Here is a 24134-nt window from a genome sequence, read left to right on the forward strand (position 1 = left end):
GCCGTTACTGCCATGACTCAACCAGACGTCAAATCGCACAAAATCGAATTCCCCTGCGCGGACTACCCGATCAAGGTCGTCGGCGACAGTGGCGACAACTACAAGAGTACGGTGATCGAGATCCTTAGCCAGCACGCCAAGGTCGATCTCAGTACCCTGGCCGAGCGCCAGAGCAGCAACGGCAAATACACCACTGTGCAGCTGCATATCGAAGCCACCAGCGAAGATCAGCTACGCGATATCAACAGCGCCCTGCGCGCGACCGGTATCGTGCATATGGTGCTGTGATGAGCCTACCGCTCGGCTTTCGTGAGCTGGGCCAGGTTGACTACGAGCCTACCTGGCATGCCATGCAGCGGTTTACCGATGCCCGTGGCGTGAGCACGCCTGATGAGATCTGGCTGCTCGAACACGCGCCCGTATTTACCCAGGGCCAAGCTGGCAAGGCCGAGCATGTGCTGTTTCCGGGTGATATTCCGGTGGTGCAGGTGGATCGCGGCGGCCAGGTGACTTATCACGGTCCGGGCCAGTTGGTGGCTTACCTGCTGCTGGATGTGCGCCGTAGCGGCATTGGTGTGCGCGAACTGGTGAGTCGTATCGAGCGCAGTCTGATCGATCTGCTTGCCAGTTATGGTGTCAGCGCCAGCGCCAAGCCGGATGCGCCAGGGGTTTATGTGGGTGGCGCGAAGATCGCCTCGCTCGGTCTGCGTATCCGCAACGGCCGTTCCTTTCATGGTCTGGCGCTGAATGTGGACATGGATCTGCAGCCGTTCCAGCGCATCAACCCCTGCGGCTATGCCGGCATGGCCATGACGCAGTTGGCCGATCTGGTGGCAGAGCCGATAAAGCTATCCGAAGTCAGTGCGCGGCTACGTGAGCAACTGGTCAAGCACCTCGACTACGCGCAGCAGCAGAGCCTGGCGGGCGCAATAGACTGCTAGAGCGGGCAGAGCAGATACACAAACGCCTGACCCCAGGCAAAGCCGCAAGGTCAGGCGCTGTGTGGCTCAATCAGTTTAGATTGAGGGCAGGAATCAGACTGTTGTCGAGCTGTTGACCCGGTACGGGTACCGGGGCGGCCAGGCCCAGGTTGTTCTTCTCGAACACCTTGTCGGCACGGTAGCTGGAACGTACCAGCGGGCCGGCGGCGACCTCCATAAAGCCTTTCTGCAGACCAATTTCGCGCAAGCGATTGAACTCTTCCGGGCTGACCCAGCGCTGCACCTTCAGGTGGTTGCGTGTCGGTTGCAGGTACTGGCCGAGGGTGAGGATGTCGACGTTGATAGCGCGCAGGTCATCCATGGTCTGGATGATCTCTTCATCCGTCTCGCCCAGGCCGAGCATCAGGCTGGTCTTGGTCAGCACGTCCGGGCGGTGGCGCTTGGCGTGTTCCAGCGCGCGCAGGGTCTTCTCGTAGCCGGCACGCGGGTCGCGCACTTCATAAGTCAGGCGTTTGACCGTCTCAACGTTCTGCGCGAACACCTCAAGACCGGAATCCACCACGCGCTCGATTGCTTGCAGGTCGCCGTCGAAGTCCGGGGTTAGGGCTTCCACCACCACGTGCGGGGTATTGTCCTTAATCGCCCGCACGCAGGCCGCGTAGTGGCTGGCGCCACCGTCATCCAGATCGTCGCGGTCCACTGAGGTCAGCACGATATAGCGCAGGGCCATTAGCTCCACAGACTTGGCAGTGTTCTGCGGCTCTTCCAAGTCCAGCCAGCCGTTGGGGTTGCCGGTGTCCACTGCACAGAAACGGCAGGCGCGGGTACACACCGAACCCATCAGCATGATGGTCGCGGTGCCGTTGGACCAGCACTCGCCCATGTTTGGGCAGTGGGATTCCTGGCACACGGTGCTCAGGCGGTGTTCGCTGACGTTGCGTTTGACCGCCTCGAAGCGGCTGCCGCCAGGCGCCTTGACTCGTAGCCACTTGGGTTTGGGCTCGAACACCTGAGGCTCGCTGGAGGCGCGGCGCTTTTGCCCGTCCTTGATCGCGGTGATGCCTTGGGTGGTACGGAATTTTTCGCCACTGGCGACGGTTTTAGGCGTGGAGGTATCGGACATCGACAATCTGGGCTCCGCTAGAGGCTCCGTGAACGAGGCGGCTTGTGGCCGCCGCGCAGCTTATCATAGAAGCTGACCGTTCAGTCCGGCGGGCGCCGTGCGGTTCTGCCGCCACGCGCTGCGCGATTGCTTACCTGAGTTGCTGCAGCAACTTATGGCTGGGATAGCCATCGGCAGGTTGCCCTTGGGATTGCTGAAAGGCACGTACGGCCTTGCGCGTGTTGGCACCGATGATGCCATCAGCCGGGCCTGGCTCGTAGCCTTTGTTGGCCAGCAACTCTTGCAGTTCGATCCGCTCGCTGCGGCCCAGCTGGCGATCATTGCGCGGCCAGGCGGCTTGTACGCCAGGATTACCGTCCAGTGCATCACTCAGCAGGCCGATGGCCAGGGCGTAGGCGGTGGAATTGTTGTACTTGAGGATGCTGCGGAAGTTGTTCAGCAGTAGGAACGCCGGGCCGCGATGACCTGCAGGCAGAAACAGCGAGGCCTGGCTTTGTTCATTGGCATCAATGGCTCTGACCGGGTTGATCCCGAGGATGCGCCACTGCGCCAGGCTGCGGCGTACTTCTGGATCGGCCAGAGCGTAATCGAAGCCCTGCGGCAGGTTCACTTCAAAACCCCAGGGTTGGCCGTTCTCCCAGCCTGAGGCTTGCAGGTAATGCGCGGCAGAAGCGAGGGCGTCGGGAGTTGAGGTCCACAGGTCACGCTTGCCATCGCCATCAAAATCCACGGCATGCTGATTGAAGGTGGTCGGCATAAATTGGGTTTGCCCCATAGCGCCCGCCCATGAACCGATCAACCCCTGTGCTGGGGCATCGCCAGCTTGCAAGATTTGCAGCGCGGCCAGCAGTTGGCTGCGCCAGAACACCTGGCGGCGGCCATCGTAGGCCAGGGTGGCGAGGGAGCGAATGACGTTATGGCTGCCGATATTGCTGCCGTAATTGCTTTCCATGCCCCAGATCGCGATCAGCACTTCATGGTCGACGGCGTAGGTGCTGCGGATAGCTTTCAGGGTTGGTCGATGCTGCGCCTTGAGCAGGCGTCCCTGTGCAATACGCGGAACGGAAACGGCACCATCAATGTAGTCCCACACCGGGCGGGTGAACTCCGGCTGGCTGTTATCGGAGGTGACAACTCTGGGGTCCAGGGTGATACCGGCGAATGTGCGATCGAACAGTGCGGCATCAATACCGGCGGCGATGGCATCGCTGCGCAACAGCATGCGCCATTCATCGAAGCTGAGTAGCGGGGTTGGGCTGCTGGCAACGCTAGCGGCTGGGCTTGCAGGCGCTGTGCTGGTTGTAACTGGTGTGGCGGCAAGCGGCTGGGCCGGTGCTTCGGCACAGGCGGTCAGAAACAACAGGATGCAGGCGGTAGCGCTATGAGATAGGCCCCGAAGAAGCAGGTAAGGCATGGTGGTCTCGGCACATTTTGCAGGCCGTAACCTTAGCATGATTGAGCTGGTGTGCGGGTGCTGGCGGGCTGTGACGGGCTTTTCAGGCAGCCAGAACGTATGAAGCCTCCCAGTTTTGCTGGGAGGCTTCGCGGCGGTAGCTACCTTTGCCTTTGCTCGGCGTTTCCTGGCGTGAGCGAAACAGTGGCTGAGCTATCAGAGATTTGGCCTTGTTCGGGCCGCGTTTGGCTTTCTTCGCCATGACCTTTCCTCGGTAAATGACCTGCAAGTCGCAGGCGTGCGAAGCATGATCCGCACGCCGCTAAAAGTCCAGAGTCTGTGGCTAGCGGGATATACCCAGGCGTTGACCGCAGATGTTTAGCGTCAACAGGCTTAGGCCGCTCCAGGGATCGCCGGCCGCCTGGCCTTTGATCTGCGCATCGATCTGCTGGGCATCCTGCAGCAGCGCGGCCCAGCGGGCGGCGGAGAGGCGTTGTAAGGCTTTGCTGACCAGCGGCCGTCGCTTCTCCCAGACTGGAGGGCGCGCCGAGCTGAAGGCTTTTTCCAGCGGCATACCCTGGCCGTACTGCTGGGCGATGGTGGCCAGCAGGCGGATTTCCCGGGCCAGGGCCCAGAGAATTACCGGTGGCTCAACACCTTCCCCGCGCAGCCCTTCGAGCATGCGCAGGGCGTGGGCGGCTTCGCCATTGAGGGCGGCATCGATCAGGCCAAATACATCGAAGCGTGCGCTGTCGGCGACCGAGGCATGTACGGTGTCGACGTCGATCTGCGTGCCTTCGGCGAGCAGTTTGAGTTTTTCGATTTCCTGGGCGGCAGCGAGCAGGTTGCCTTCGACACGTACAGCAATCATATCCACGGCTTCGGCGCTGGCGCTGAGGCCCGATTGTGCGAGGCGCTGGCGAATCCACTGCGGTAGCTGGTGGGCATCGACCGGCCAGATCTGCACAAACTGCGTCTGCGCGCCTTCGATCAGCGCCTTGGCCCATTTGGTCTTCTGCGCGCTGCCGTCGAGTTTCGGCAGGCTGATCAGCAGCACGGTGTCTTCGGCGGGGCGGGCGAGGTATTCGATCAGCGCAGCAGCGCCTTTGTCGCCGGGTTTGCCGTTGGGTAGGCGCAGTTCCAGCAGGCGCTTGTCGGCAAACAGCGACAGGCTGGCACCTGCTTGCAGCAGGTTGCCCCAGTCGAAATTGTTGTCGGCGTTAAACACCTGGCGCTCGCTAAAGCCCTGTTGGCGGGTGGCGGCGCGAATAGCGTCGGCGGTTTCCTGGCAGAGCAGAGGTTCATCGCCACTGACCACATACACCGGACTCAGGTTGCCCTGCAGGTGTTTGCCGAGTTGTGCAGAGTTAAGCTTCATGGGGTCGCAGAGCGGGGCCGCTGGCGCGGCCCGGCAAAATCTACTGGGCCGGAGTCGGCAGCTGAATTGGCGACTGCTGAGGTTGCGCGGCCTGTTGCTGGCGAGCGGCTTCCAGCGCATCGGCTTCTGCCTTGGCTTTGGCTTCTGCAGCTTGCTGCAATTGGTCCAGTTGCACAGGGTCGACCTGTTGTAGGCGCTGAACCAGCTGCTGAACCAGTTCGCGGTTCATTTCCCGGCGTACCTGAGCGGCTTCTTGGTCACCACCCGTCAGGTTGTTGCCGTCGTGGTTGTAGAAGCGCTGCATTTCAACTTTGTCGCTGATCAGCAGCAAATCTTTGCTGCCGCGGATTTCGTAGTCGAGTGTTTTAGTCATCTCGTACTCCGCAGTGCGGGCCGCGCTGGTGAAGCTTGCGGCGCGGCGTTCTTCCTTTTCCTTGCTCAGTACCAGGCGGTATGGTGCGCCTGCGTAGACCCGTACGCCGTTGTTCTGCAGCACGTCGCGCACGTCGTTGACGGTTTCGCCATAGGCGTTACGTGCGCTGACATCCAATTCCTTGAGGGCGAATTGCACGTCACCAGTGCCGCGCAGCTGGAAGCCGCAAGCGCTAAGCAGAGTAGCCAGGCCAATTACCAACAGATTCCGTTTGATCATCTTTTATCCCCTTGGCGTGTCTTGCGGCGCGCCGCTGTGCGGGCGCGCCAAGCTTAATCAGTTGGCAACAATATTCACAAGTTTGCCTGGCACTACGATGACCTTGCGAATGCTTAGGCCTTCGGTAAAGCGCAGCACGCTCTCATTGCCACGTGCAGCTGCTTCCACCTCCTCGCGAGAGGCTGATGCCGGTACTTCAATTTGTCCACGCAGCTTGCCGTTTACCTGGATCACCAAGGTCAGGCTGTCCTGTACCAGAGCAGACTCATCCACCTGAGGCCAGGATGCGTCGATGATAGCTTCGTCGTGGCCCAGTTCCTGCCACAGCTGATGGCTGATGTGCGGTGTGATCGGCGCCAGGAGCAGGGCCACGGCTTCCAGGCCTTCTTGTAGCAGGGCGCGATCTTGAACTGTGGTTTGTGCCGCTTTCTCCAGCACGTTCATCAGCGTCATCACTTGGGCGATGGCAGTGTTGAATTTGTGGTGCTGGCCAATATCGAAACTGGACTGTTTGATTGCCAGATGAATCGCACGGCGTATGGCTTTCTGGCCGTCATCCAGGCTATCCAGGTCGAGCGCACCGGCGATGCCCTGGTTGACGTGGCTTTGCGCCAGGCGCCAGACGCGGCGCAGGAAGCGATTGGCGCCTTCAACGCCGGAATCGGACCATTCGCAGCTCATGTCCGGCGGCGAAGCGAACATCATAAACAGGCGGCAGGTGTCGGCGCCGAACTGATCGATCATCGACTGTGGGTCGACGCCGTTGTTTTTCGACTTGGACATCTTCTCGGTGCCGCCGATTTCCACTGGCAAACCATCGCTTTTAAGCTTGGCGCTGATGACCTTGGCTTTGCTGTCGCGCTCCAGCTCGACATCGGCCGGGTTGAACCAGTCCTTGCCGCCGTTATCCAGCGTGCGGTAGTAGGTCTCGGCGACCACCATGCCCTGGGTCAGCAGGTTCTTGAATGGCTCATTGGAGCTTACAAGGCCTTCGTCACGCATCAGCTTGTGGAAGAAGCGCGCATACAGCAGGTGCAAAATCGCGTGTTCGATACCGCCGATGTACTGGTCCACCGGCAGCCAGTGGTTGGCTGCCGCTGGGTCGACCATGCCACCGGTGTAATGCGGCGAGGCGTAACGCGCGTAATACCAGGACGATTCGACGAAGGTGTCCATAGTGTCGGTTTCGCGCTTGGCCGGTGCGCCGCATTTCGGACAGCTGCATTCGTAGAACTCGGGCATGCGTGCCAGCGGGCTGCCGGCGCCATCTGGCACTACGTCTTCTGGCAGCACAACGGGCAGCTGGTCTTCGGGCACGGGTACGTCGCCACAGCTGTCGCAATGAATGATTGGGATCGGGCAGCCCCAGTAACGCTGACGGCTGATGCCCCAGTCACGCAGACGGAACTGGGTCTTGCGCGCGCCATGCTCATTGGCTTCCAGATCAGCAACGATAGCGTCGAAGGCTGCGCTGAAGTCGAGGTTGTCGTACTTGCCGGAATTGATCGTGGTCAGCCCGGTTTTGTCGCCATACCAGTCTTGCCATTGGCTGGCGTCGTAGTCTTTGCCTTCGCCGGCATAGACCTGAGTGATGGGTAGGCCATATTTAGTAGCGAATTCGAAATCGCGCTCATCGTGCGCCGGTACGGCCATGACCGCGCCTTCGCCGTAGCCCCACAACACGTAGTTGGCGACGAACACTGGCAACTTGTCGCCGCTCAGTGGGTGAATCACGAACTGGCCGGTGGCAACACCCTTCTTCTCCATGGTGGCCATATCGGCCTCGGCCACGGAGCCGGCTTTGCATTCGGCTATAAAGGCCGCGATAGCTGGGTTGCTCTCGGCGGCGCGCTGCGCCAGTGGATGCTCAGCCGCCACGGCGACGTAGGTCGCGCCCATCAGGGTGTCGGGGCGGGTGGTGTAGACCTTGAGCTGGCCGTCGATACCGACGCTGGTCTGGTCATAGTCGAACACCACGTCGGCGCCGAAGCTCTTGCCGATCCAGTTGCGCTGCATGGTCTTGACCTGTTCCGGCCAGCCATCCAGTTCATCCAGGCTACTCAGCAGCTCTTCCGCGTAGGCGGTGATCTTGAAGTAGTACATGGGGATTTCGCGCTTCTCGATCAGCGCGCCGGAGCGCCAGCCACGGCCGTCGATAACTTGCTCGTTGGCCAGTACGGTCTGGTCCACCGGGTCCCAGTTAACGCTGCCGTTTTTACGGTAGATCACGCCTTTTTCGAACAGGCGGGTAAACAGCCACTGTTCCCAACGGTAGTAATCCGGCTTGCAGGTGGTGACTTCGCGTGTCCAGTCCACGGCCAAGCCCAGCGATTTCAGCTGGGTCTTCATGTACTCGATGTTTTCGTAGGTCCACTTCGCAGGAGCGACCTGGTTCTTCATCGCGGCGTTTTCCGCCGGCATGCCAAAAGCGTCCCAGCCCATCGGCTGCAGCACGTTCTTGCCGAGCATGCGCTGGTAGCGGGCGATCACGTCACCGATGGTGTAGTTGCGCACATGGCCCATGTGCAGCTTGCCGCTTGGGTAAGGGAACATCGACAGGCAGTAGAAGGTCTCCTTGCCAGGCTGTTCGCTCACTACAAAGGATTTCTGCGCGTCCCAAAGGGACTGCGCGGCGGCTTCGATTTCACGGGGCGAGTACTGTTCTTGCATGGCTACCGGCGCTGGGAATAAGGGCTTGCGGAAAACGCCGTAGCATACATGAGCCCCGCTTATTCAGGGAAACCCTGATTGCGCCGCGCTCCAGCTACGGCGGCCTGGCCACGCCCAGCGGCCTGCGCCGTTTGTCGCCAGGCACCGCTGGTTAAAGCGCGAACGCTAAGCTTGCTATATGGAGCGGCAATCTGCTCCGGGGCGAGGTGAAGGATGGCGGAGTTTCGGCGTGGTGCAGCTGGGGGCGGGCTCTATGAGCGGCTGCTGCAACGCCTTGCCATGGCCTTGGATGAGGCAGACAACCTGAGTGCTCTGTCTGCGCAGCCGCCACTGGAACTGGAGTTGCGCGGCTTGACGGTGGCGGAAATGGAGCTGATTCGCGCCTACCTGGATCGTGACCTGAACTGGCTACGCGGCTGGCATGCGGCCGCTCAGGAAATGGCACAGATCGAGCAGCTACCAAGTGCACGCAAGGTCGGCCGCTCCGGCCACAAAGCCACCGCCGCGTTGCCTGGCAAGATCAAACCGCTGCTCAAACGCCGTTTACAGCTGTGCTGCGCGCTGTGCGGCACTCTGGCGGGCTGGCAGTCCGGCAATGGCGTACAGGCGTGCAAGGCCTGCGGCTCGCAGTTGTTTCGGGCGAGTAATCATCGGTAGGCTGCGCGCACCCATGGAGGTGCCCAATGCCGATTCGCTACATTCTCAAACAGTTCTTTCTGCCGCCAGGCCTGTTCCTGCTGTTGCTGCTGGTCGCCTGGTGGCTGCGTCGTCGCTTCCCGCGCTTGGCGGCGGCTTGCCTGGTCGTTGGGGTGGGCGGTATGTGGCTGTTCAGTCTGCCGGTGGTGGTTGAGTTCTCGGCGCGAGTGTTGGAAAGCGAGCCGGCATTGGATGAGCGGCAATGGGCCGCGCTAGCTCGGCAGGCTGACGTGATTGTGGTTCTGGGTGGCGGGCGTGAGCTGGCTGACCCCGGTTGGGGCGCTGATCAGCCCAGCTTGCTGGCGTTGGAGCGCGTGCGTTTCGCTGCTCGCCTGGCTAAGGCCTCAGGTTTGCCACTGCTCACCAGTGGCGGGTTGCACTTTGGCGCACCGCCCAGTGAAGCGGCCTTGATGGCCGAGGTGCTGGCGCGCGATTACGCCTTGCCGGTGCGTTGGCAGGAAGGCTTGAGCCGCACCACTTGGGAGAATGCGACCCACAGTGCTGAACTGCTTAAGCAAGCGGGGATTACCCGCGTGGTGCTGGTGACCCAGGCCTGGCATATGCCGAGGTCGCGCTGGAGCTTCGAGCAGGCAGGTTTACAGGTGGTCAGCGCACCGATGGGTTTTCTCGGCATACCCAACGGCCGACCTGCTGGCGGCTGGTTGCCGGAAAGTAAGGCCGTCTGGCAGAACGGCCTGCTGCTTAACGAGGCTATTGGCTTGCTGGCTTATCGGTTGTTCTACCGGGCTGCGCAGGAATAAGCCCCGGCTGGCCGGGGCTTGCATACTTCAACTATTGATCAACTCGGCATGGTGGCAAGCCACTTGCCGCGCATCCAGCAGGCGCAGCGCCGGTTGTTCAACCTGGCAGCGTTCGCTGGCATGCGGGCAGCGTTGGTGAAAGGCGCAACCGCTAGGTGGCGACAGCGGGTTGGGCAGTTCGCCACTGATCTTGATCTTCGCTTTGCTTGGGTCAGGACGGATGGTCGGCGTCGCCGACAGCAGCGCCTGAGTGTAAGGATGCAGCGGGCGGTCATAGATTCGCTCGCTGGGGCCCATTTCCACCGGGCGGCCGAGGTACATCACCAATACATCATCGGCGACATGGCGCACTACTGAGAGGTTGTGCGAGATAAACACATAGCCGGTATTGAACTGCTCCTGCAGGTCCATAAACAGGTTGAGCACCTGGGCCTGGATCGACACGTCCAGCGCCGATGTCGGCTCGTCCGCCACCAGCACTTTGGGTTGCAGCATCATCGCGCGGGCCAGGGCGATGCGCTGGCGCTGGCCGCCGGAGAACATATGCGGGTAGCGCTGGTAATGCTCGGGGCGCAGGCCGACCTGCTGCATCATTGCCTGCACCCGCTCGCGCCGTTCCGGCTGCGACAGCTGAGTATTGATCAGCAGCGGCTCGCCTAGCTGGTCGCCGACCTTCTGCCTTGGGTTGAGCGAGGCGTAGGGGTTTTGAAAGACCATCTGCACATCACGGCGCAGCTGCTTGCGCTGCGCCTTGTTGGCGCCAGTCACTTCCTGCCCGGCGATCTGCAGGCTGCCGGAACTGGGCTGCTCAATCAGCGTCAGCGCACGGGCCAGGGTGGATTTGCCGCAGCCGGACTCGCCGACCACCGCCAGGGTCTTGCCCGCCTGTAATTCAAAGGACACGCCATTCAGCGCCTGCACCTGGGCGTTGGGCTGAAACAGGCCGCGGGAGATTTCGTAGTGGCGGGTGAGGTCGCGAGCAGTTAGGACGGCGCTCATCAGGCCACCTCCGCAGTCAGGTTGAGCGGGTAGAAGCAGCGCGCTGCGCCACGTTCATGGGCGTCCAGGGTTGGCCGTTGTTCACGGCAGTGCGCCTGGGCGTAAGGGCAGCGTGGTGACAGCAGACAACCCACTGGCCGGTCGTAACGACCTGGGACAATGCCGGGCAGGGTGGTCAAGCGGCGCTGGCCCTGGCTGTGTTCGGGGATCGCCTTGAGCAATGCTTCGGTGTAAGGGTGCGTGGGTGCATTGAACAGCTGCGGCACGCTGCCGATTTCCACCGCCTGGCCGGCATACATCACGCAGACCCGTTGCGCGGTTTCGGCGACCACGGCCAGGTCGTGGGTGATCAGCACCAAGCCCATATCCTCTTCGCGTTGCAGGTGGACCAGCAGGTCCATGATCTGCGCCTGAATGGTCACATCCAGCGCCGTAGTCGGTTCGTCAGCGATCAGCAGTTTGGGCTCGGCGGCAATCGCCATGGCAATCGCCACCCGTTGGCTCATACCGCCGGATAGCTGGTGCGGGTAGGCATTCAGGCGGCTGGCGGCGGCAGGGATTTCCACCCGGTCGAGCAGCTGCAATGCGCGTTGGCGGGCGGCCTGGCCCTTGAGATTAAGATGCTGGCGCAGCACTTCCTCGATCTGGAAACCCACGGTAAAGCTGGGGTTGAGGGCGGTCATCGGGTCCTGAAAGACCATCGACAGGTCCTTACCGACGATATGCCGACGCTGGCGGCCCTTGAGGCGCAGCATGTCGGTGCCGTCAAACTGCAGGCTGTCGGCCGTGACGATGCCGGGGGCGTCGATCAGGCCCATCAGCGCCATCATGGTCACCGATTTACCGGAGCCGGACTCGCCAACAATCGCCAGCACTTCACCCTTTTCCACACACAGGTCGAGGCCGTCGACCACCGGGATTGCAGTGGCGTCGCCGAAGCGCACGCTGAGGTTTTTGATATCCAACAGGCTCATACGGGGCTCCTCACTGCGCATTCTTGAGTTTCGGGTCGAGCGCATCGCGCAGCCCGTCGCCCATCAGATTGATTGCCAGCACGCTGAGCAGAATGGTCAGGCCCGGCAGGCTGACCACCCACCAGGCGCGCTCGATATAGTCGCGCGCCGAGGCCAGCATGGTGCCCCACTCGGGGGTTGGCGGTTGTACGCCGAGGCCGAGAAAACCCAGGGCCGCAGCATCGAGAATTGCCGAGGAAAAACTCAGGGTGGCCTGCACAATCAGCGGCGCCATGCAGTTGGGTAGCACGGTGATAAACATCAGCCGCGGCAAGCTGGCGCCGGCCAGGCGTGCGGCAGTTACGTAGTCGCGGTTCAGCTCGCCCATCACCGCGGCGCGGGTCAGGCGCACATAGGACGGCAGTGAGACGATGGCGATGGCGAAGATGGTGTTGATCAGCCCTGGGCCGAGGATGGCGACGATGGCCACTGCCAGCAGCAGCGAGGGCAGGGCCAGCATGATGTCCATCAGGCGCATGATCGACGGGCCGAGCAGGCGCGGAAAGAAGCCGGCGACCAGCCCCAGAAGGATGCCGGGGATCAGCGACATCAGCACCGACGCCAGACCGATCAGCAGCGACAGCCGCGCGCCATGGATCAACCGTGACAGCAGGTCGCGCCCCACTTCATCGGTGCCGAGCAGAAATTGCAGCTGGCCACCTTCCAGCCAGGCCGGTGGGGTGAGCAGAAACTCGCGGTATTGCTCGCTGGGGTCGTGCGGGGCGATCCACGGCGCAAACAGCGCGCAGATCACCAGCAGAATCATAAATGCCAGTCCGGCAACGGCGCCCTTGTTGTGGGCGAAGGCCTGCCAGAATTCCTTGAGCGGCGAAGGGTAGAACAACGATGGATCGAGTGTGGCTTGCGTGGTCATTGGGCTCTCCTTAGCGCTGATGGCGAATGCGTGGATTGGCCAGGCCGTAGAGGATGTCCACCACGAAGTTGACCAGAATTACCAGGCAGGCGATCAGCAAGATGCCGTTTTGCACCACCGGGTAGTCACGTGCGCCGATCGACTCGATCAGCCATTTGCCGATGCCCGGCCAGGAGAAAATGGTTTCGGTCAGTACGGCGCCTGCCAGCAGCGTGCCGACCTGCAGGCCGAACACCGTGAGTACCGGGATCAGTGCATTGCGCAAGCCATGCACGAACACCACGCGGGCCGGTGACAGGCCCTTGGCACGGGCGGTGCGCACATAGTCCTCGCGCAGCACTTCGAGCATCGCTGAGCGAGTCATCCGCGCGATGACTGCGAGTGGAATGGTGCCAAGCACGATGGCCGGCAGGATCAGATGGCGCAGGGCGTCGACAAATGCGCCCTCTTCGTCGCTGAGCAGGGTGTCGATCAGCATAAAACCGGTGACTGGCGGGATGTCGTAGAGCAGATCGATACGCCCGGACACTGGCGTCCAGCCCAGCCACACCGAAAAGAACATGATCAGCAGCAGGCCCCACCAGAAAATCGGCATCGAGTAGCCGGCCAGCGAAATGCCCATTACCCCATGGTCGAACAGCGAGCCCCGTTTCAGTGCAGCGATCACGCCGGCGATCAGCCCCAGGGTGCCGGCGAACAGCAGGGCGGCGAGGGACAGCTCCAGGGTGGCGGGAAACAGCGTGGTGAACTCATTCCAGACGCTGGTGCGGGTGCGCAGCGACTCACCCAGATCGCCCTGGGCCAGCTTGCCGATATAGTCGAAATACTGTGCATACAGCGGCTTGTTCAACCCCAGGCGCTCCATGGCCTGGGCGTGCATTTCCGGGTCGACGCGGCGTTCGCCCATCATGACTTCCACCGGATCGCCGGGGATCATGCGGATCAGCGCGAAGGTCAGCAAGGTAACGCCGAAGAAGGTGGGAATCAGCAATCCCAGGCGGCGTGCAATAAAAGCAAACATGGGGTTTTGTTACTCCGCATCAGTTCATTCGCGCCAACGGCTACGTGGGCCGTTGACATATTGTGTCGATCTGCCACTGGCGCGCGGCTGGGGCGCGCCAGTAGCCCTGTTTTGAGTGCAGCTTGCAGAATCAGTGCCGCTTTACCTTGGCGTAATTATTCGAGCCCATGGGGCTGAGGGTAAAACCCTCGACATCACGGCTGACCGCGCTGAATTGCTTGGGGTGGGCCTGGGGAATCCACGGTGCTTGTTGGTGGAAAATCGCCAGTGCCTGGCGGTAGAGCGCGGCGCGCTGCTGCGGCTCGGTGGTTTCCCGGGCCTGGATGATCAGCCGGTCGAACTCGGCATCACACCAGCCGGCCTGGTTCTCGCCGCTCTGCGCGGCGGCGCAGGACAGGTTGGGCGTGAGGAAGTTGTCCGGGTCGCCGTTGTCGCCGGCCCAGCCCATAAACACCAGGTCATGTTCGCCGTTCTTCGCCCGTTTGATCAGCTCGCCCCACTCCATCACGCGGATGTCGGTTTTGATGCCGACCGCTGCCAGGTCGGCTTGCAGCATCTGCGCGCCGAGTGATGGGTTGGGGTTGGTGGGGCCGCCGCCTGGGCGGGTCCAGATCGACAGAGTGATGCCATCCGCGTGGCCAGCCTCGGCGAGCAGCTGACGGGCGCGCTGAGGATCATGGGGCCAGCCCTCAAGCTGATTGTCATAGCCAAGCAGTGTCGACGGATAGGGCGCGATGGCCGGGCTGGCACCCTCGGCGCCGAATTGCGCGCCGAGGTAGGCCTGCTTGTCGAAGGCCAGGTTGATCGCCTGGCGCACGCGCACATCGTCCAGTGGTTTGTGGCGCACGTTGAGGGCTACGTAGGCGGTCAGCAGCGAGTCGAGTTCCAGCACCTTCAGATTGTCATCGGCCTTGAGCGCCGAAATATCGAAGGGGCGTGGATACAGGGCAATGTTGCAGGCTCCGGAGCGCAGTTTCTGGATACGCACATTGGGATCGGTGGTAATGGCAAACAGCAGTTTTTCCGATGCCGGCTCGCCATCCCAGTAGTTCGGATGGCTGGTGTAGCGCACTTGAGCATCCTTGGCGTAGCGCTGCAGGACGAATGGCCCGGTGCCGATTGGTTGGCTGTTGAGCAGTTCCTGCTTGCCGGCTTTGAGCAGCTGCTCGGCATATTCGGCGGAATAGATCGAGGTAAAGCCCATGGCCAGATCGGCGAGGAAGGGCGCCTGCGGCTGGTTGAGCACGAAGCGCACGCGGTGCTCGTCGAGTTTTTCGATGCGGTCAATCAGCTTGCTGAACTCCATGGCCTCGAAATACGGAAAGCCGCGGCCAGGCTGGGCATGCCAAGGGTGCTTGGGGTCATGCTGGCGCTGGATGCTCCACAGCACATCATCGGCATTCATCTCGCGGCTGGGGGTAAACCAGGGCGTGCTGTGGAATTTCACCCCTTTGCGCAGGTAGAAGGTGTAGCTCAGTCCATCCGGGCTGATGTCCCAGCGCTCGGCCAGGGCCGGTTCGATTTCGGTGGTGCCGGGCTTGAAGCGCACCAGGCGATCAAACAGCGCTTCAGACGTCGCATCGGCGGTTACCGCCGTGGTGTATTGCACGATATCGAAGCCTTCCGGCGCTGCCTCGGTGCACACCACCAATGGTTTTGCCTGGATGGCCGCGCAGGCGAAGGCGAGGCTCAAAACAATGCTGGCGCGAAGGGCGAATGTCATCTGTTGGCTCCTGTAACGGCTTTTTATCAGGCAAGGAGTGCTTTGCGGACTATCTGTCGCCGGGGCGAAACAGCCTCGGCAACGCTAGGGGAGCGCACTCTTGCTAACGTTTTGGCAGCTACGAAACACTCAGCCGGAGGTTGCCGGAGGAGGAATACAGTCGTTTTTATTAGGTGTTCGGCGGGCGCTCAGGCCCGCCGTTGATGCCTCTCTCAGCGTGCGTTGCTAACGCCGTAGAAGCTGTTGCGCCCGAAGGGGCTGATCTCGAAGCCTTTTACGCTGTTGCGCATGGGCTGGTAGACCGTTGAGTGCGCGATCGGGGAGATCGGCAGCTGTTGCTGGATGATCTGCTGCGCCTGCTGATACAGCTCGCTGCGGGCATCGCGATCAGTAATCGCCTTGGCCTGTTTGACGATCTTGTCGTAGCCGGCATCGCACCACTTGGAGAAGTTGTTGCCGTTGACCGAGTCGCAGCCGTACAGGGTGCCCAGCCAGTTGTCCGGGTCGCCATTGTCGCCGGTCCAGCCGATCAGCATGGCGTCGTGCTCGCCGGCATGGGCGCGCTTGATGTACTCGCCCCACTCGTAGCTGACGATCTCAGCCTGAATGCCGACCTTGGCCCAGTCGGCCTGGAGCATTTCGGCCATCAGTTTGGCGTTGGGGTTATACGGGCGCTGCACGGGCATGGCCCACAGGGTGATCTTGGTGCCTTCGGCAACGCCAGCCTGCTTGAGCAGCGCCTTGGCTTTCTCGATGTCTTGCGGGATGGCGCTGATGCTTTCGTCATAGGACCACTGGGTTGGCGGCATGGCGTTGACCGCCAGTTGCCCGGCGCCCTGGTAGACCGCGCTGATGATCGCCGGTTTATCGATGGCCATGTCCAGCGCCTGACGCACTTCGACTTTGTCGAATGGCGCGCGGGTCACGTTGTAGGCGATGTAACCCAGGTTGAAGCCAGGCTGGCTGGGCACCTGCAGGTTAGGGTCTTTCTGCAGTGCGGTGAGATCAGCCGGGCGTGGGTTCAGGGTGAGCTGGCACTCGCCGGCCTTGAGCTTTTGCGCGCGCACCGAGGCGTCGGTGTTGATGGCGAAGATCAGGTTGTCGATCTGCACATCTTCCGGCAGCCAGTAGTCCTTGTTGCCCTTGAAGCGAATTTGCGCATCTTTCTGGTAGCGGTTGAACACAAACGGGCCGGTGCCGATTGGCTTCTGGTTGATGTCGGCGGCTTTACCGGTCTTGAGCAGCTGGTCTGCGTATTCGGCGGAGTGGATGGCGGCGAAGTTCATCGCCAAGTTCTGGATAAAGGCCGCGTCCACGCTATTGAGGGTGAAGCGCACGCTGAGGTCGTCGACCTTCTCCACCTTGGCGATGTTCTTATCCAGGCCCATATCGGTGAAGTAGGGGAACTCGGTCGGGTAGGCCTTACGGAACGGGTGATCTTTGTCGAGCATGCGCTGGAAGGTGAACACCACGTCATCAGCGTTGAAGGTGCGGCTGGGGGTGAAGTACTCGGTGCTGTGGAATTTCACCCCAGGACGCAGCTTGAAGGTGTAGCTCAGGCCGTCTTCACTGGCCTGCCACTCGGTCGCCAGGGCCGGCACGGCCAGGGTGCTGCCGCGCTCGAACTGGGCGAGGCGGTTGAATAGGGTTTCCGATGCAGCGTCGAAGTCGGTGCCGGTGGTGTATTGGCCTGGATCGAAACCACCGGGACTGCCTTCGGAGCAGTACACCAGGTTGCTGGCGGATGCGTAGGTGGTGCTGAGTAACAGTCCGGCAACGAGCATGGCCTGGATGGACGTGTGAGTGCGCATGAATACCTCATTTATTCTTTTTTTGGGCGTCATTGAGGGTCAGCCTCGTGGGCTGTGATCAGCACCGCTGCGTTCCGGCCTATCGGGTGAAGAGGCCGGCCCAGAGCTGCGGTGGAGCGAAATCGCTCAGCAACCTGTCGCGCTCGAAATTAAGTCATGCTGAAATTGAGGTCAACAAAAATTAAGCGCTACTAACATTGGTTGTCGCGACATTGTGCTAGAGCAGTAGCAGTGTGAGAGGTCAGGGCGTGCTGTGGTCGTCGAACAAGCTTAGGGTAGTGATGGCCAGCATTTCCGCTACTTCGCTGCCGACATTGGCCAGGCGGTGGGCTTTGCCTGCATCGAAGTGCACCGAGTCGCCGACGCTCAATGGGTATTGGCGGCCGTCGATGGTGTAGAGAATCTTGCCGGATAATACGTAGGCAAATTCGGCGCCTTCATGGGCGATCAATTCGGATTGATAGCCGACCGGCATGCTCATTTTCACCGCGTTCAACTGGTTGCCCGGAAAGCTGCTGGACAGTCGCTCATAGGCCAGGGGCTGGCCTTCGATGGTGTAGCGCACCCGCTCGCCCTGGTGTGAGTCGGGTTCTGGCTGCGGCGGTTGGTCGAACAGCACATTGAGCGGAATATCGAGTGACTTGGCGATGCTGGCCAATGAGGAAATCGAGATACCGGTCAGGTTGCGCTCGGCCTGGGAGAGAAAGCTGGCGGTAAGCCCCGACTCGCTCGCGACTTCATTCAGGGTCTTCTTCGCGGCCCGCCGATAGCGGCGCAAACGTTCTCCGATGCGATCTGCGGTCATAACCCTGGCTCATGCTGAAAGAGCGCCAGTATACCGTTCGGCGTCGCGCATAAAAGTGTCGGCCAGTAGCCGTGCATTTAAGTGACACTAAAATAATCGTTGCGCTCTATTTAAGTCAGACTTAAATTTCGCTCGGTCAACATACAGATCATACAAAGGAGCGCGAGATGACTCTCGGTGTCGGAGGTTGTACGCCGCAACAGGCGCTTGCCGGGCTACACAACATGATGGATGGTGCGCAGCCTATCGAACTCGCCGAGTACCAGGCACGGGTGGGTCGCGCCCAGGCGCGGATGCAGGCTGAAGGTATTGCCGCGATATTTATCAATGCCGGCAGCAATCTGCAGTATTTCACCGGCGTGCGCTGGCATCCCAGTGAGCGCATGGTGGGTGCCATTCTCCCGGCCGAGGGGCCGCTGGAATACCTGGCGCCGGCGTTCGAGGTCGGTACGATCCGCGATTTCCAAGTGCTCGCAGGCGCCATCAATACCTGGCATGAACACGAAAGCCCTTATCAACTGCTGCTCGATACCCTGCAGCGGATGGGCATCGCGGCTGATCCCGAGCGGCCAGTGAAAATTGGCCTGTGTCCTACCTTGGCGTTTTTTATGGTCGATGGCATACGTCGCCTGGCCAGAGGCTACGAGTTTGTCGATGGCGCGGTGATCAGTGCTTACTGCCGGCAGCGCAAGTCATCTGCCGAGCTGGCCCTGATGCAGCGCGCCAAGGACATGACTCTGGAAGTGCACAAGGCCGTTGCTAGTGTGCTGCACGAGGGCATCAGCACCACGGCAGCCGCTGAGTTTATTCAGCAGGCGCATCGCGCCGTTGGGGCCGCGGGCTCGACGTTCTGCATCGTGCTGTTTGGCCCGGCCAGTGCTTTCCCCCATGGCGTCAAACACGCGCAGATCCTCAAGCAGGGCGACATGGTGCTGATCGACACCGGTTGCCAAGTGCATGGCTATCTGTCGGACATCACCCGCAGCTATGTCTTCGGCGAGCCCAGCCAGCGTCAGCGCGACTTCTGGAATATCGAGAAGGCCGCGCAGTTGGCTGCATTCGAGGCCGCGCAGCTCGGCCAGCCCTGTCAGGCGGTGGATGCTGCGGCGCGGCGTACGCTGGAGGCGGCGGGACTGGGGCCGGATTACAAGTTGCCGGGTCTGCCGCACCGCACCGGCCATGGTATCGGTCTGGATATCCATGAAGGCCCCTATCTGGTGCGCGGCGATCTGACGCCGCTGGACGAGGGCATGTGCTTTAGTAATGAGCCGATGATTTGCGTGCCGGGCGAGTTCGGCGTGCGTCTGGAGGATCACTTCTACATGAGCGCCGATGGGCCGCGCTGGTTCACTGCGCCGAGCCATTCGCTGGATGATCCGTTCGGTCTGGGGTAAGTGTTGTTGCAGTAAATAAAACGGCGGCCATTGGCCGCCGTTTTATTTACTGCCAGGGTGGTTACTTGACGCCGACACCGTAGAAGGAGTTCAGCGCGAACGGGCTGATGCGGAAGTCCTCAACCTTCTTGCTCATTGGCTGATAGACCGTGGAGTGGGCGATCGGGGTGATCGGCACTTCGCGCTTGAGAATCACCTGAGCCTGCTTGTACAGCTCGGTGCGCTTGGCGGTGTCGGTCACGCGCTTGGCGGCCTTGACCAGCTTGTCGTAGTCGGCGTGGCACCACTTGGAGAAGTTGTTGCCGTCCACTGCGTCGCAGCCGTACAGGGTGCCCAGCCAGTTGTCCGGGTCACCGTTGTCGCCGCTCCAGCCGATCAGCATGGCATCGTGTTCGCCGGCCTTGGCGCGTTTGAGGTACTCGCCCCACTCATAGCTGACGATCTTGGCCTTGATGCCGACCTTGGCCCAGTCGCTTTGCAGCATCTCGGCCATCAGTTTGGCGTTGGGGTTGTACGGGCGCTGCACCGGCATGGCCCATAGGGTGATCTCGGTGCCTTCCTTGATGCCGGCGGCCTTGAGCAGCTCCTTGGCTTTTTCCGGGTTGTAGGCGGGGTCTTTGATGCTGTCGTTGTAGGACCACTGGGTCGGCGGCATGCCATTGACTGCCAACTGGCCGGCGCTCTGGTACACCGCGTCGATAATGCCTTGCTTGTTCACGGCCATGTCCAAGGCCTGGCGCACTTCGAGTTTGTCGAATGGCGGGTGGGTGACGTTGTAGGCGATATAGCCGACGTTAAACCCGGCCTGTTCGGGCATGTTCAGGCTAGGGTCTTTCTTCAGCGCGTCCAGATCCGCCGGGCGCGGGAACAGGGTGACCTGGCATTCGCCTGCCTTGAGCTTCTGCATGCGTACGGAGGCGTCGGTGTTGATGGCGAAGATCAGGTTGTCGATCTTCACCTCATCCGGTTGCCAGTATTCCTTGTTGCCCTTGAAACGGATCACCGCGTCCTTCTGGTAGCGGCTAAAGACGAATGGGCCGGTGCCAATGGGCTTCTGGTTGATGTCGGCGGCCTTGCCGGCCTTGAGCAGGCTATCGGCATACTCGGCGGACTGGATCGAGGCAAAGCTCATCGCCAGGTTCTGGATAAAGGCGGCGTCGACTTCGTTGAGGCTGAACTTGACGGTCATGTCGTCGAGTTTTTCGATCTTGGCGATATTCGCGTCCATGCCCATGTCGGTGAAGTAGGGGAATTCCGACGGGTAGGCTTTGCGGAACGGATGATCCTTATCGAGCATGCGCTGGAAGGTGAACAGCACGTCATCGGCGTTGAAGTCGCGGCTCGGCGTGAAGTATTCGGTGGTGTGGAATTTCACCTTCGGGCGCAGGTGAAAGGTGTAGCTCAGGCCGTCTTCACTAATGTCCCACTTCTCGGCCAGGCCGGGGATCACTTTGGTGCCGCCACGTTCAAACTGGCTCAGACGGTTGAACACGGTTTCCGCTGCAGCATCGAAATCGGTGCCGGTGGTGTACAGGCCAGGGTCGAACCCGGCGGGGCTGCCTTCGGAGCAAAACACCAAGTTGCCAGCGGCGCTGGCAAGTGGCGAGCTGGCGATCAGCCCAGCGGCGAGTAAAGCCTGGATGACGGCGTTCTTACGCATAGTGACCTCATGGTTATTGTGGTTGTGATCCTGAGGGGCCTCTTATGGAGACCTTGGATGAAGCTATGCAGGGCGTATGCCGTAGGCAAGTGGCATGTCGCGGAGAGAACAGGAATGACGACGCAGCTGTATGTTGGTGTCGCATTTCTATAAAAGCGCGGGTAAAACATGGCAAAGCGCCGCTATCGTCGGATAACGGCGCTGCAACTCTTTAGGGCCTGCTCAAAGTCTTGCGAGCTAGAGTCATGCAAGGCAAAAACAGGCGAGGAAGCGGAGTGTACGAGCTGTACATGAGCATTACTCGTTTCACTCGCCCCTTCGGGGTCGCGCTGAAGCGCGTTAGCCGCAAGCGGCTTCCGAGCCTGTTTTTAACGCAGCAGGGCCGACGCGCAGCAAACTTTGCGCTGGTCCTCAGGGCATCTGCACTTCAATTACGCCATCGGCGTTGATATTGACCTGGCTGGTGCCGGCCTCGATCTCTGGCGTCACCGCATCCATCATCGCCGCGCCTTTCATCGCCTCCATGCGCATCGGCATAGGGCGTTGGAAACCACCGCTGTTGAGGTTCAAGCTAACCAGTTTGTACCCGCTGCCGCCCAACGCTTCAGTCGCAAGCTGGGCGCGGGCTTTGAAGGCGGCTACGGCGTCCTTGAGCAGCGCATCTTCGTGGGTCTTGCGGGTGTCGTCGGCAATGCTGAAGTTCATTCCGCCCATTTTCAGGGTTTGCAGCATTTCCCCGGTGAGCGTGGACAGGGCGCTGAAGTCGGCGCTTTCCAGGCGCAGCTCGGCGCGCTCGCGCCAGGCGGTGATTTTTTGGCCCTTGTCATCGTAAACCGGGTAGCTGTTACGGCTGCCGGAGGCGACGCTGACGCCTTTAACCTTGCGCGCCTGAGCAATGCCGGCGTTGAGGGTTTTGCTGATCTGCGCGGCGAGGGCGGCTGGGTCGCTGTCCTGGGCTTCGCTGTAGAGGGTGACGTGCATCAGGTCGTGGGCGATTTCCTGAGTGACCTCGGCGCGCAGCGCGACCTGGTTGTAACGCGCTTCTTCGGCCATAGCGGTGGTGCTCAACAGGGTGGTGCTCAGCAGCAGAGCGGTGGCGAGGCGGGACAATGGCAGCATGACGATTCCTTTGTATGTTGGGCGCATGGGGATATGCGCGGCTTTCCAGAGGGTAGACGTAGCGATCAGACTGAACGGGTTAAACCCAGTTCACTTTTATCTCTGGTCATCCAGGCGGCCTGCTGCGGCGTGTTGCCGCAGTTGTGTGGCCGGGTGCTTGGTTATACTCCTGCGGCTCGTTAAATGGGCATCTTGGAGATTCTATGCTCGCACCTGTGCAGCTACTGTCGGCGAGTCGGCAAAACCTCTGGCGACTGACCCTGATCCGCATTCTGGTGCTGGCGGCGCAGGCGGGGTCCGTGGGCCTGGCCTACAAGTCTGGCGCTTTGCCGCTGCCCTGGCTGGAGCTAAGCGTCACCCTCGGTATTTCCCTGGTGCTGTGCCTGCTGACCGCGTTGCGCTTGCGCGGCCCATGGCCGGTGACCGAGCAGGAGTATGCGGTGCAGCTGGGCTGTGACCTGATCATCCACAGCCTGCTGCTGTACTACTCGGGCGGCTCGACTAATCCCTTCGTGTCCTATTACCTGGTGCCGCTGACTATTGCGGCGGCCACCTTGCCTTGGCTCTACACCATCACCCTGTCCGGCCTGGCGCTGGGCGGTTACACCTTTTTGCTGGTCTGGTCGCATCCGCTGGCATTGCCGGCAGGGCCACGGGAGAGCCTGCTGATCTATGGCATGTGGCTGAGCTTTGCCCTGGCCGCCGGACTGATCACCTTCTTCGTGGCAAAGATGGCCGAAGAGCTGCGCCATCAGGAAGAGCTGCGCGCCGAACGCCGTGAAGAAGGTTTGCGCGACCAGCAGTTGCTCGCCGTGGCGACCCAGGCTGCTGGTGCTGCACATGAGTTGGGAACGCCGCTGGCGACCATGAGCGTGCTGATCAAAGAACTGCGCCGCGAGCATCAGGAGCCGACATTACAGGAGGACCTGGCCGTGCTGCAGGAGCAGGTCAAACTGTGCAAGGAAACCCTGCAGCATCTGGTGCGTGCCGCCGAGGCGGATCGCCGTCAGGCGGTGGTCGAGTTGTCGTCGGTGGAGTGGCTGGAGGCGGCCCTCAATCGCTGGCACCTGATGCGCCCAGAGGCCAGCTATCGCTACCAGTGCCTGGGGCGCGGTACGCCGCCTCGGCTGATGCCGCCCGCCGACCTGACCCAGGCGCTGCTCAATCTGCTGAACAATGCAGCTGATGCCTGCCCAGACAAGCTGGATGTCCGTCTGGACTGGGATCACCAATGGCTGCGCCTGAGCATTCGTGACTTCGGCGACGGTGTGCCGTTGGCGATCGCCGAGCAGCTTGGACGACCGTTTTTTACCACCAAGGGTAAGGGCTTTGGCCTTGGGCTGTTCCTTAGCCAGGCCAGCGTCACCCGTGCCGGTGGCACGGTTAAACTGTATAACCACGAAGAAGGCGGCACGCTCACCGAGCTGAAGTTGCCGCGCGCCTATGGCCGAGCTTAAGGAAATACCCGAATGAGCGATGAAGTGCTGTTCGAAGGTGAAGAACAACCGCACCTGCTGCTGGTTGATGACGATCCGACCTTCACCCGCGTCATGGCGCGCGCCATGAGCCGTCGTGGCTTGCGCGTATCCACGGCAGGCTCGGCTGAAGAAGGTTTGGCCCTGGCCGAGCAGGATCTGCCGGACTACGCCGTGGTCGACCTGAAGATGGAAGGCGACTCCGGTCTGGTGCTGCTGCCCAAACTGCTGGAGCTGGACGCCGAAATGCGTGTGGTCATCCTCACCGGTTATTCGAGCATTGCCACTGCGGTGGAGGCGATCAAGCGCGGTGCTTGCAACTACCTGTGCAAGCCAGCCGATGCTGATGACGTGCTGGCCGCGCTACTGACCCAGCATGCCGACCTGGATACGCTGGTGCCGGAAAACCCGATGTCGGTTGACCGTCTGCAGTGGGAGCACATCCAGCGCGTACTCAGCGAGCATGAAGGCAATATCTCCGCCACCGCTCGCGCCTTGGGGATGCACCGGCGCACCTTGCAGCGCAAACTGCAGAAGCGCCCGGTGCGTCGCTGAAGAGGGCTGCGTGCTATGCAGGCGACGGTAGCAAGGCAATGGTTAGCCAGCTAACATAGGTTGTCAGACAA

At 61.2% G+C, this 24134-nt stretch carries 22 protein-coding genes; 7 read left to right on the forward strand and 15 right to left on the reverse strand.

Features of this window, described 5'->3' with window-relative positions:
* Positions 1 to 12 precede the first annotated feature (12 nt).
* Both AACX99_RS15855 and lipB read left to right on the forward strand, forming a co-directional pair.
* Positions 13 to 288, forward strand: a complete 276-nt coding sequence (locus tag AACX99_RS15855) for a DUF493 domain-containing protein (protein ID WP_339413253.1) — start codon at positions 13 to 15, stop codon at positions 286 to 288.
* On the forward strand, positions 288 to 941 hold the full coding sequence (gene lipB, locus AACX99_RS15860; protein WP_339413255.1) for a lipoyl(octanoyl) transferase LipB: 654 nt from the start codon (positions 288 to 290) through the stop codon (positions 939 to 941). Before AACX99_RS15855 ends, lipB begins: the two co-directional genes overlap by 1 nt.
* Before the next feature lie 70 nt (positions 942 to 1011).
* Here lipB and lipA read toward each other — a convergent pair whose 3' ends face one another.
* The 6 genes from lipA to leuS form a co-directional block, all read right to left on the reverse strand.
* Complete coding sequence (lipA, locus tag AACX99_RS15865; protein WP_339413257.1) at positions 1012 to 2064, reverse strand: lipoyl synthase; 1053 nt, start codon at positions 2062 to 2064, stop codon at positions 1012 to 1014.
* Between the two features lie 130 nt (positions 2065 to 2194).
* Positions 2195 to 3478 (reverse strand): lytic murein transglycosylase, encoded by a 1284-nt coding sequence (locus AACX99_RS15870; protein WP_339413258.1) that lies wholly within the window; start codon positions 3476 to 3478, stop codon positions 2195 to 2197.
* Between the two features lie 82 nt (positions 3479 to 3560).
* On the reverse strand, positions 3561 to 3719 hold the full coding sequence (gene arfA / locus AACX99_RS15875; RefSeq protein WP_090255580.1) for an alternative ribosome rescue factor ArfA: 159 nt from the start codon (positions 3717 to 3719) through the stop codon (positions 3561 to 3563).
* An 81-nt stretch (positions 3720 to 3800) separates the two neighbouring features.
* Positions 3801 to 4835, reverse strand: coding sequence for a DNA polymerase III subunit delta (gene holA / locus AACX99_RS15880; protein WP_339413261.1), 1035 nt, complete (start codon positions 4833 to 4835; stop codon positions 3801 to 3803).
* A 40-nt stretch (positions 4836 to 4875) separates the two neighbouring features.
* On the reverse strand, positions 4876 to 5487 hold the full coding sequence (locus tag AACX99_RS15885) for an LPS-assembly lipoprotein LptE (RefSeq protein ID WP_339413262.1): 612 nt from the start codon (positions 5485 to 5487) through the stop codon (positions 4876 to 4878).
* A 57-nt stretch (positions 5488 to 5544) separates the two neighbouring features.
* Positions 5545 to 8157, reverse strand: a complete 2613-nt coding sequence (leuS, locus tag AACX99_RS15890) for a leucine--tRNA ligase (protein WP_339413263.1) — start codon at positions 8155 to 8157, stop codon at positions 5545 to 5547.
* Between the two features lie 213 nt (positions 8158 to 8370).
* Between leuS and AACX99_RS15895 the strand changes: the two genes are divergently transcribed.
* Both AACX99_RS15895 and AACX99_RS15900 read left to right on the forward strand, forming a co-directional pair.
* The gene (locus tag AACX99_RS15895; protein WP_339413265.1) at positions 8371 to 8814 is read left to right on the forward strand and encodes a hypothetical protein; all 444 of its coding nucleotides are present in this window, start codon (positions 8371 to 8373) and stop codon (positions 8812 to 8814) included.
* A 26-nt stretch (positions 8815 to 8840) separates the two neighbouring features.
* Complete coding sequence (locus tag AACX99_RS15900; protein ID WP_339413267.1) at positions 8841 to 9614, forward strand: YdcF family protein; 774 nt, start codon at positions 8841 to 8843, stop codon at positions 9612 to 9614.
* Positions 9615 to 9641: 27 nt separating this feature from the next.
* Here the strand turns inward: AACX99_RS15900 and AACX99_RS15905 are convergent, their stop codons facing one another.
* The 7 genes from AACX99_RS15905 to AACX99_RS15935 form a co-directional block, all read right to left on the reverse strand.
* Positions 9642 to 10613 carry a peptide ABC transporter ATP-binding protein gene (locus tag AACX99_RS15905; RefSeq protein ID WP_339413269.1) on the reverse strand — a complete coding sequence of 324 codons (972 nt, stop codon included), beginning with the start codon at positions 10611 to 10613 and terminating at the stop codon, positions 9642 to 9644.
* A complete protein-coding gene (locus AACX99_RS15910; RefSeq protein ID WP_339413271.1) occupies positions 10613 to 11587 on the reverse strand; it encodes an ABC transporter ATP-binding protein in 975 nt (324 codons plus the stop codon). Before AACX99_RS15910 ends, AACX99_RS15905 begins: the two co-directional genes overlap by 1 nt.
* 10 nt (positions 11588 to 11597) lie before the next feature.
* The gene (locus AACX99_RS15915; RefSeq protein ID WP_339413273.1) at positions 11598 to 12500 is read right to left on the reverse strand and encodes an ABC transporter permease subunit; all 903 of its coding nucleotides are present in this window, start codon (positions 12498 to 12500) and stop codon (positions 11598 to 11600) included.
* A 10-nt stretch (positions 12501 to 12510) separates the two neighbouring features.
* Positions 12511 to 13521 carry an ABC transporter permease subunit gene (locus AACX99_RS15920; RefSeq protein WP_339413274.1) on the reverse strand — a complete coding sequence of 337 codons (1011 nt, stop codon included), beginning with the start codon at positions 13519 to 13521 and terminating at the stop codon, positions 12511 to 12513.
* Between the two features lie 130 nt (positions 13522 to 13651).
* On the reverse strand, positions 13652 to 15244 hold the full coding sequence (locus AACX99_RS15925; RefSeq protein WP_339413276.1) for an ABC transporter substrate-binding protein: 1593 nt from the start codon (positions 15242 to 15244) through the stop codon (positions 13652 to 13654).
* A gap of 212 nt (positions 15245 to 15456) precedes the next feature.
* On the reverse strand, positions 15457 to 17028 hold the full coding sequence (locus AACX99_RS15930) for an ABC transporter substrate-binding protein (protein ID WP_445261875.1): 1572 nt from the start codon (positions 17026 to 17028) through the stop codon (positions 15457 to 15459).
* 268 nt (positions 17029 to 17296) lie between these two features.
* Positions 17297 to 17860 carry a helix-turn-helix domain-containing protein gene (locus AACX99_RS15935; protein WP_339413280.1) on the reverse strand — a complete coding sequence of 188 codons (564 nt, stop codon included), beginning with the start codon at positions 17858 to 17860 and terminating at the stop codon, positions 17297 to 17299.
* Between the two features lie 167 nt (positions 17861 to 18027).
* Here AACX99_RS15935 and AACX99_RS15940 point away from each other — a divergent pair, with 167 nt between their 5' ends.
* Positions 18028 to 19254 (forward strand): M24 family metallopeptidase, encoded by a 1227-nt coding sequence (locus AACX99_RS15940; protein WP_339413282.1) that lies wholly within the window; start codon positions 18028 to 18030, stop codon positions 19252 to 19254.
* A 61-nt stretch (positions 19255 to 19315) separates the two neighbouring features.
* Here the strand turns inward: AACX99_RS15940 and AACX99_RS15945 are convergent, their stop codons facing one another.
* Both AACX99_RS15945 and AACX99_RS15950 read right to left on the reverse strand, forming a co-directional pair.
* Complete coding sequence (locus tag AACX99_RS15945; RefSeq protein WP_339413283.1) at positions 19316 to 20914, reverse strand: ABC transporter substrate-binding protein; 1599 nt, start codon at positions 20912 to 20914, stop codon at positions 19316 to 19318.
* Positions 20915 to 21325: 411 nt separating this feature from the next.
* Complete coding sequence (locus AACX99_RS15950) at positions 21326 to 22033, reverse strand: SIMPL domain-containing protein (protein ID WP_339413285.1); 708 nt, start codon at positions 22031 to 22033, stop codon at positions 21326 to 21328.
* Between the two features lie 203 nt (positions 22034 to 22236).
* Between AACX99_RS15950 and AACX99_RS15955 the strand changes: the two genes are divergently transcribed.
* Positions 22237 to 23490: an ATP-binding protein gene (locus tag AACX99_RS15955; protein WP_339413287.1), complete on the forward strand. Its 1254-nt coding sequence runs from the start codon at positions 22237 to 22239 to the stop codon at positions 23488 to 23490.
* Between the two features lie 12 nt (positions 23491 to 23502).
* Positions 23503 to 24063, forward strand: a complete 561-nt coding sequence (locus AACX99_RS15960; RefSeq protein WP_090243369.1) for a response regulator transcription factor — start codon at positions 23503 to 23505, stop codon at positions 24061 to 24063.
* The last annotated feature ends 71 nt before the right edge of the window (positions 24064 to 24134 follow it).

Source organism: Pseudomonas sp. EA_35y_Pfl2_R5 (assembly GCF_963970805.1).
Classification (GTDB): Bacteria; Pseudomonadota; Gammaproteobacteria; order Pseudomonadales; family Pseudomonadaceae; genus Aquipseudomonas.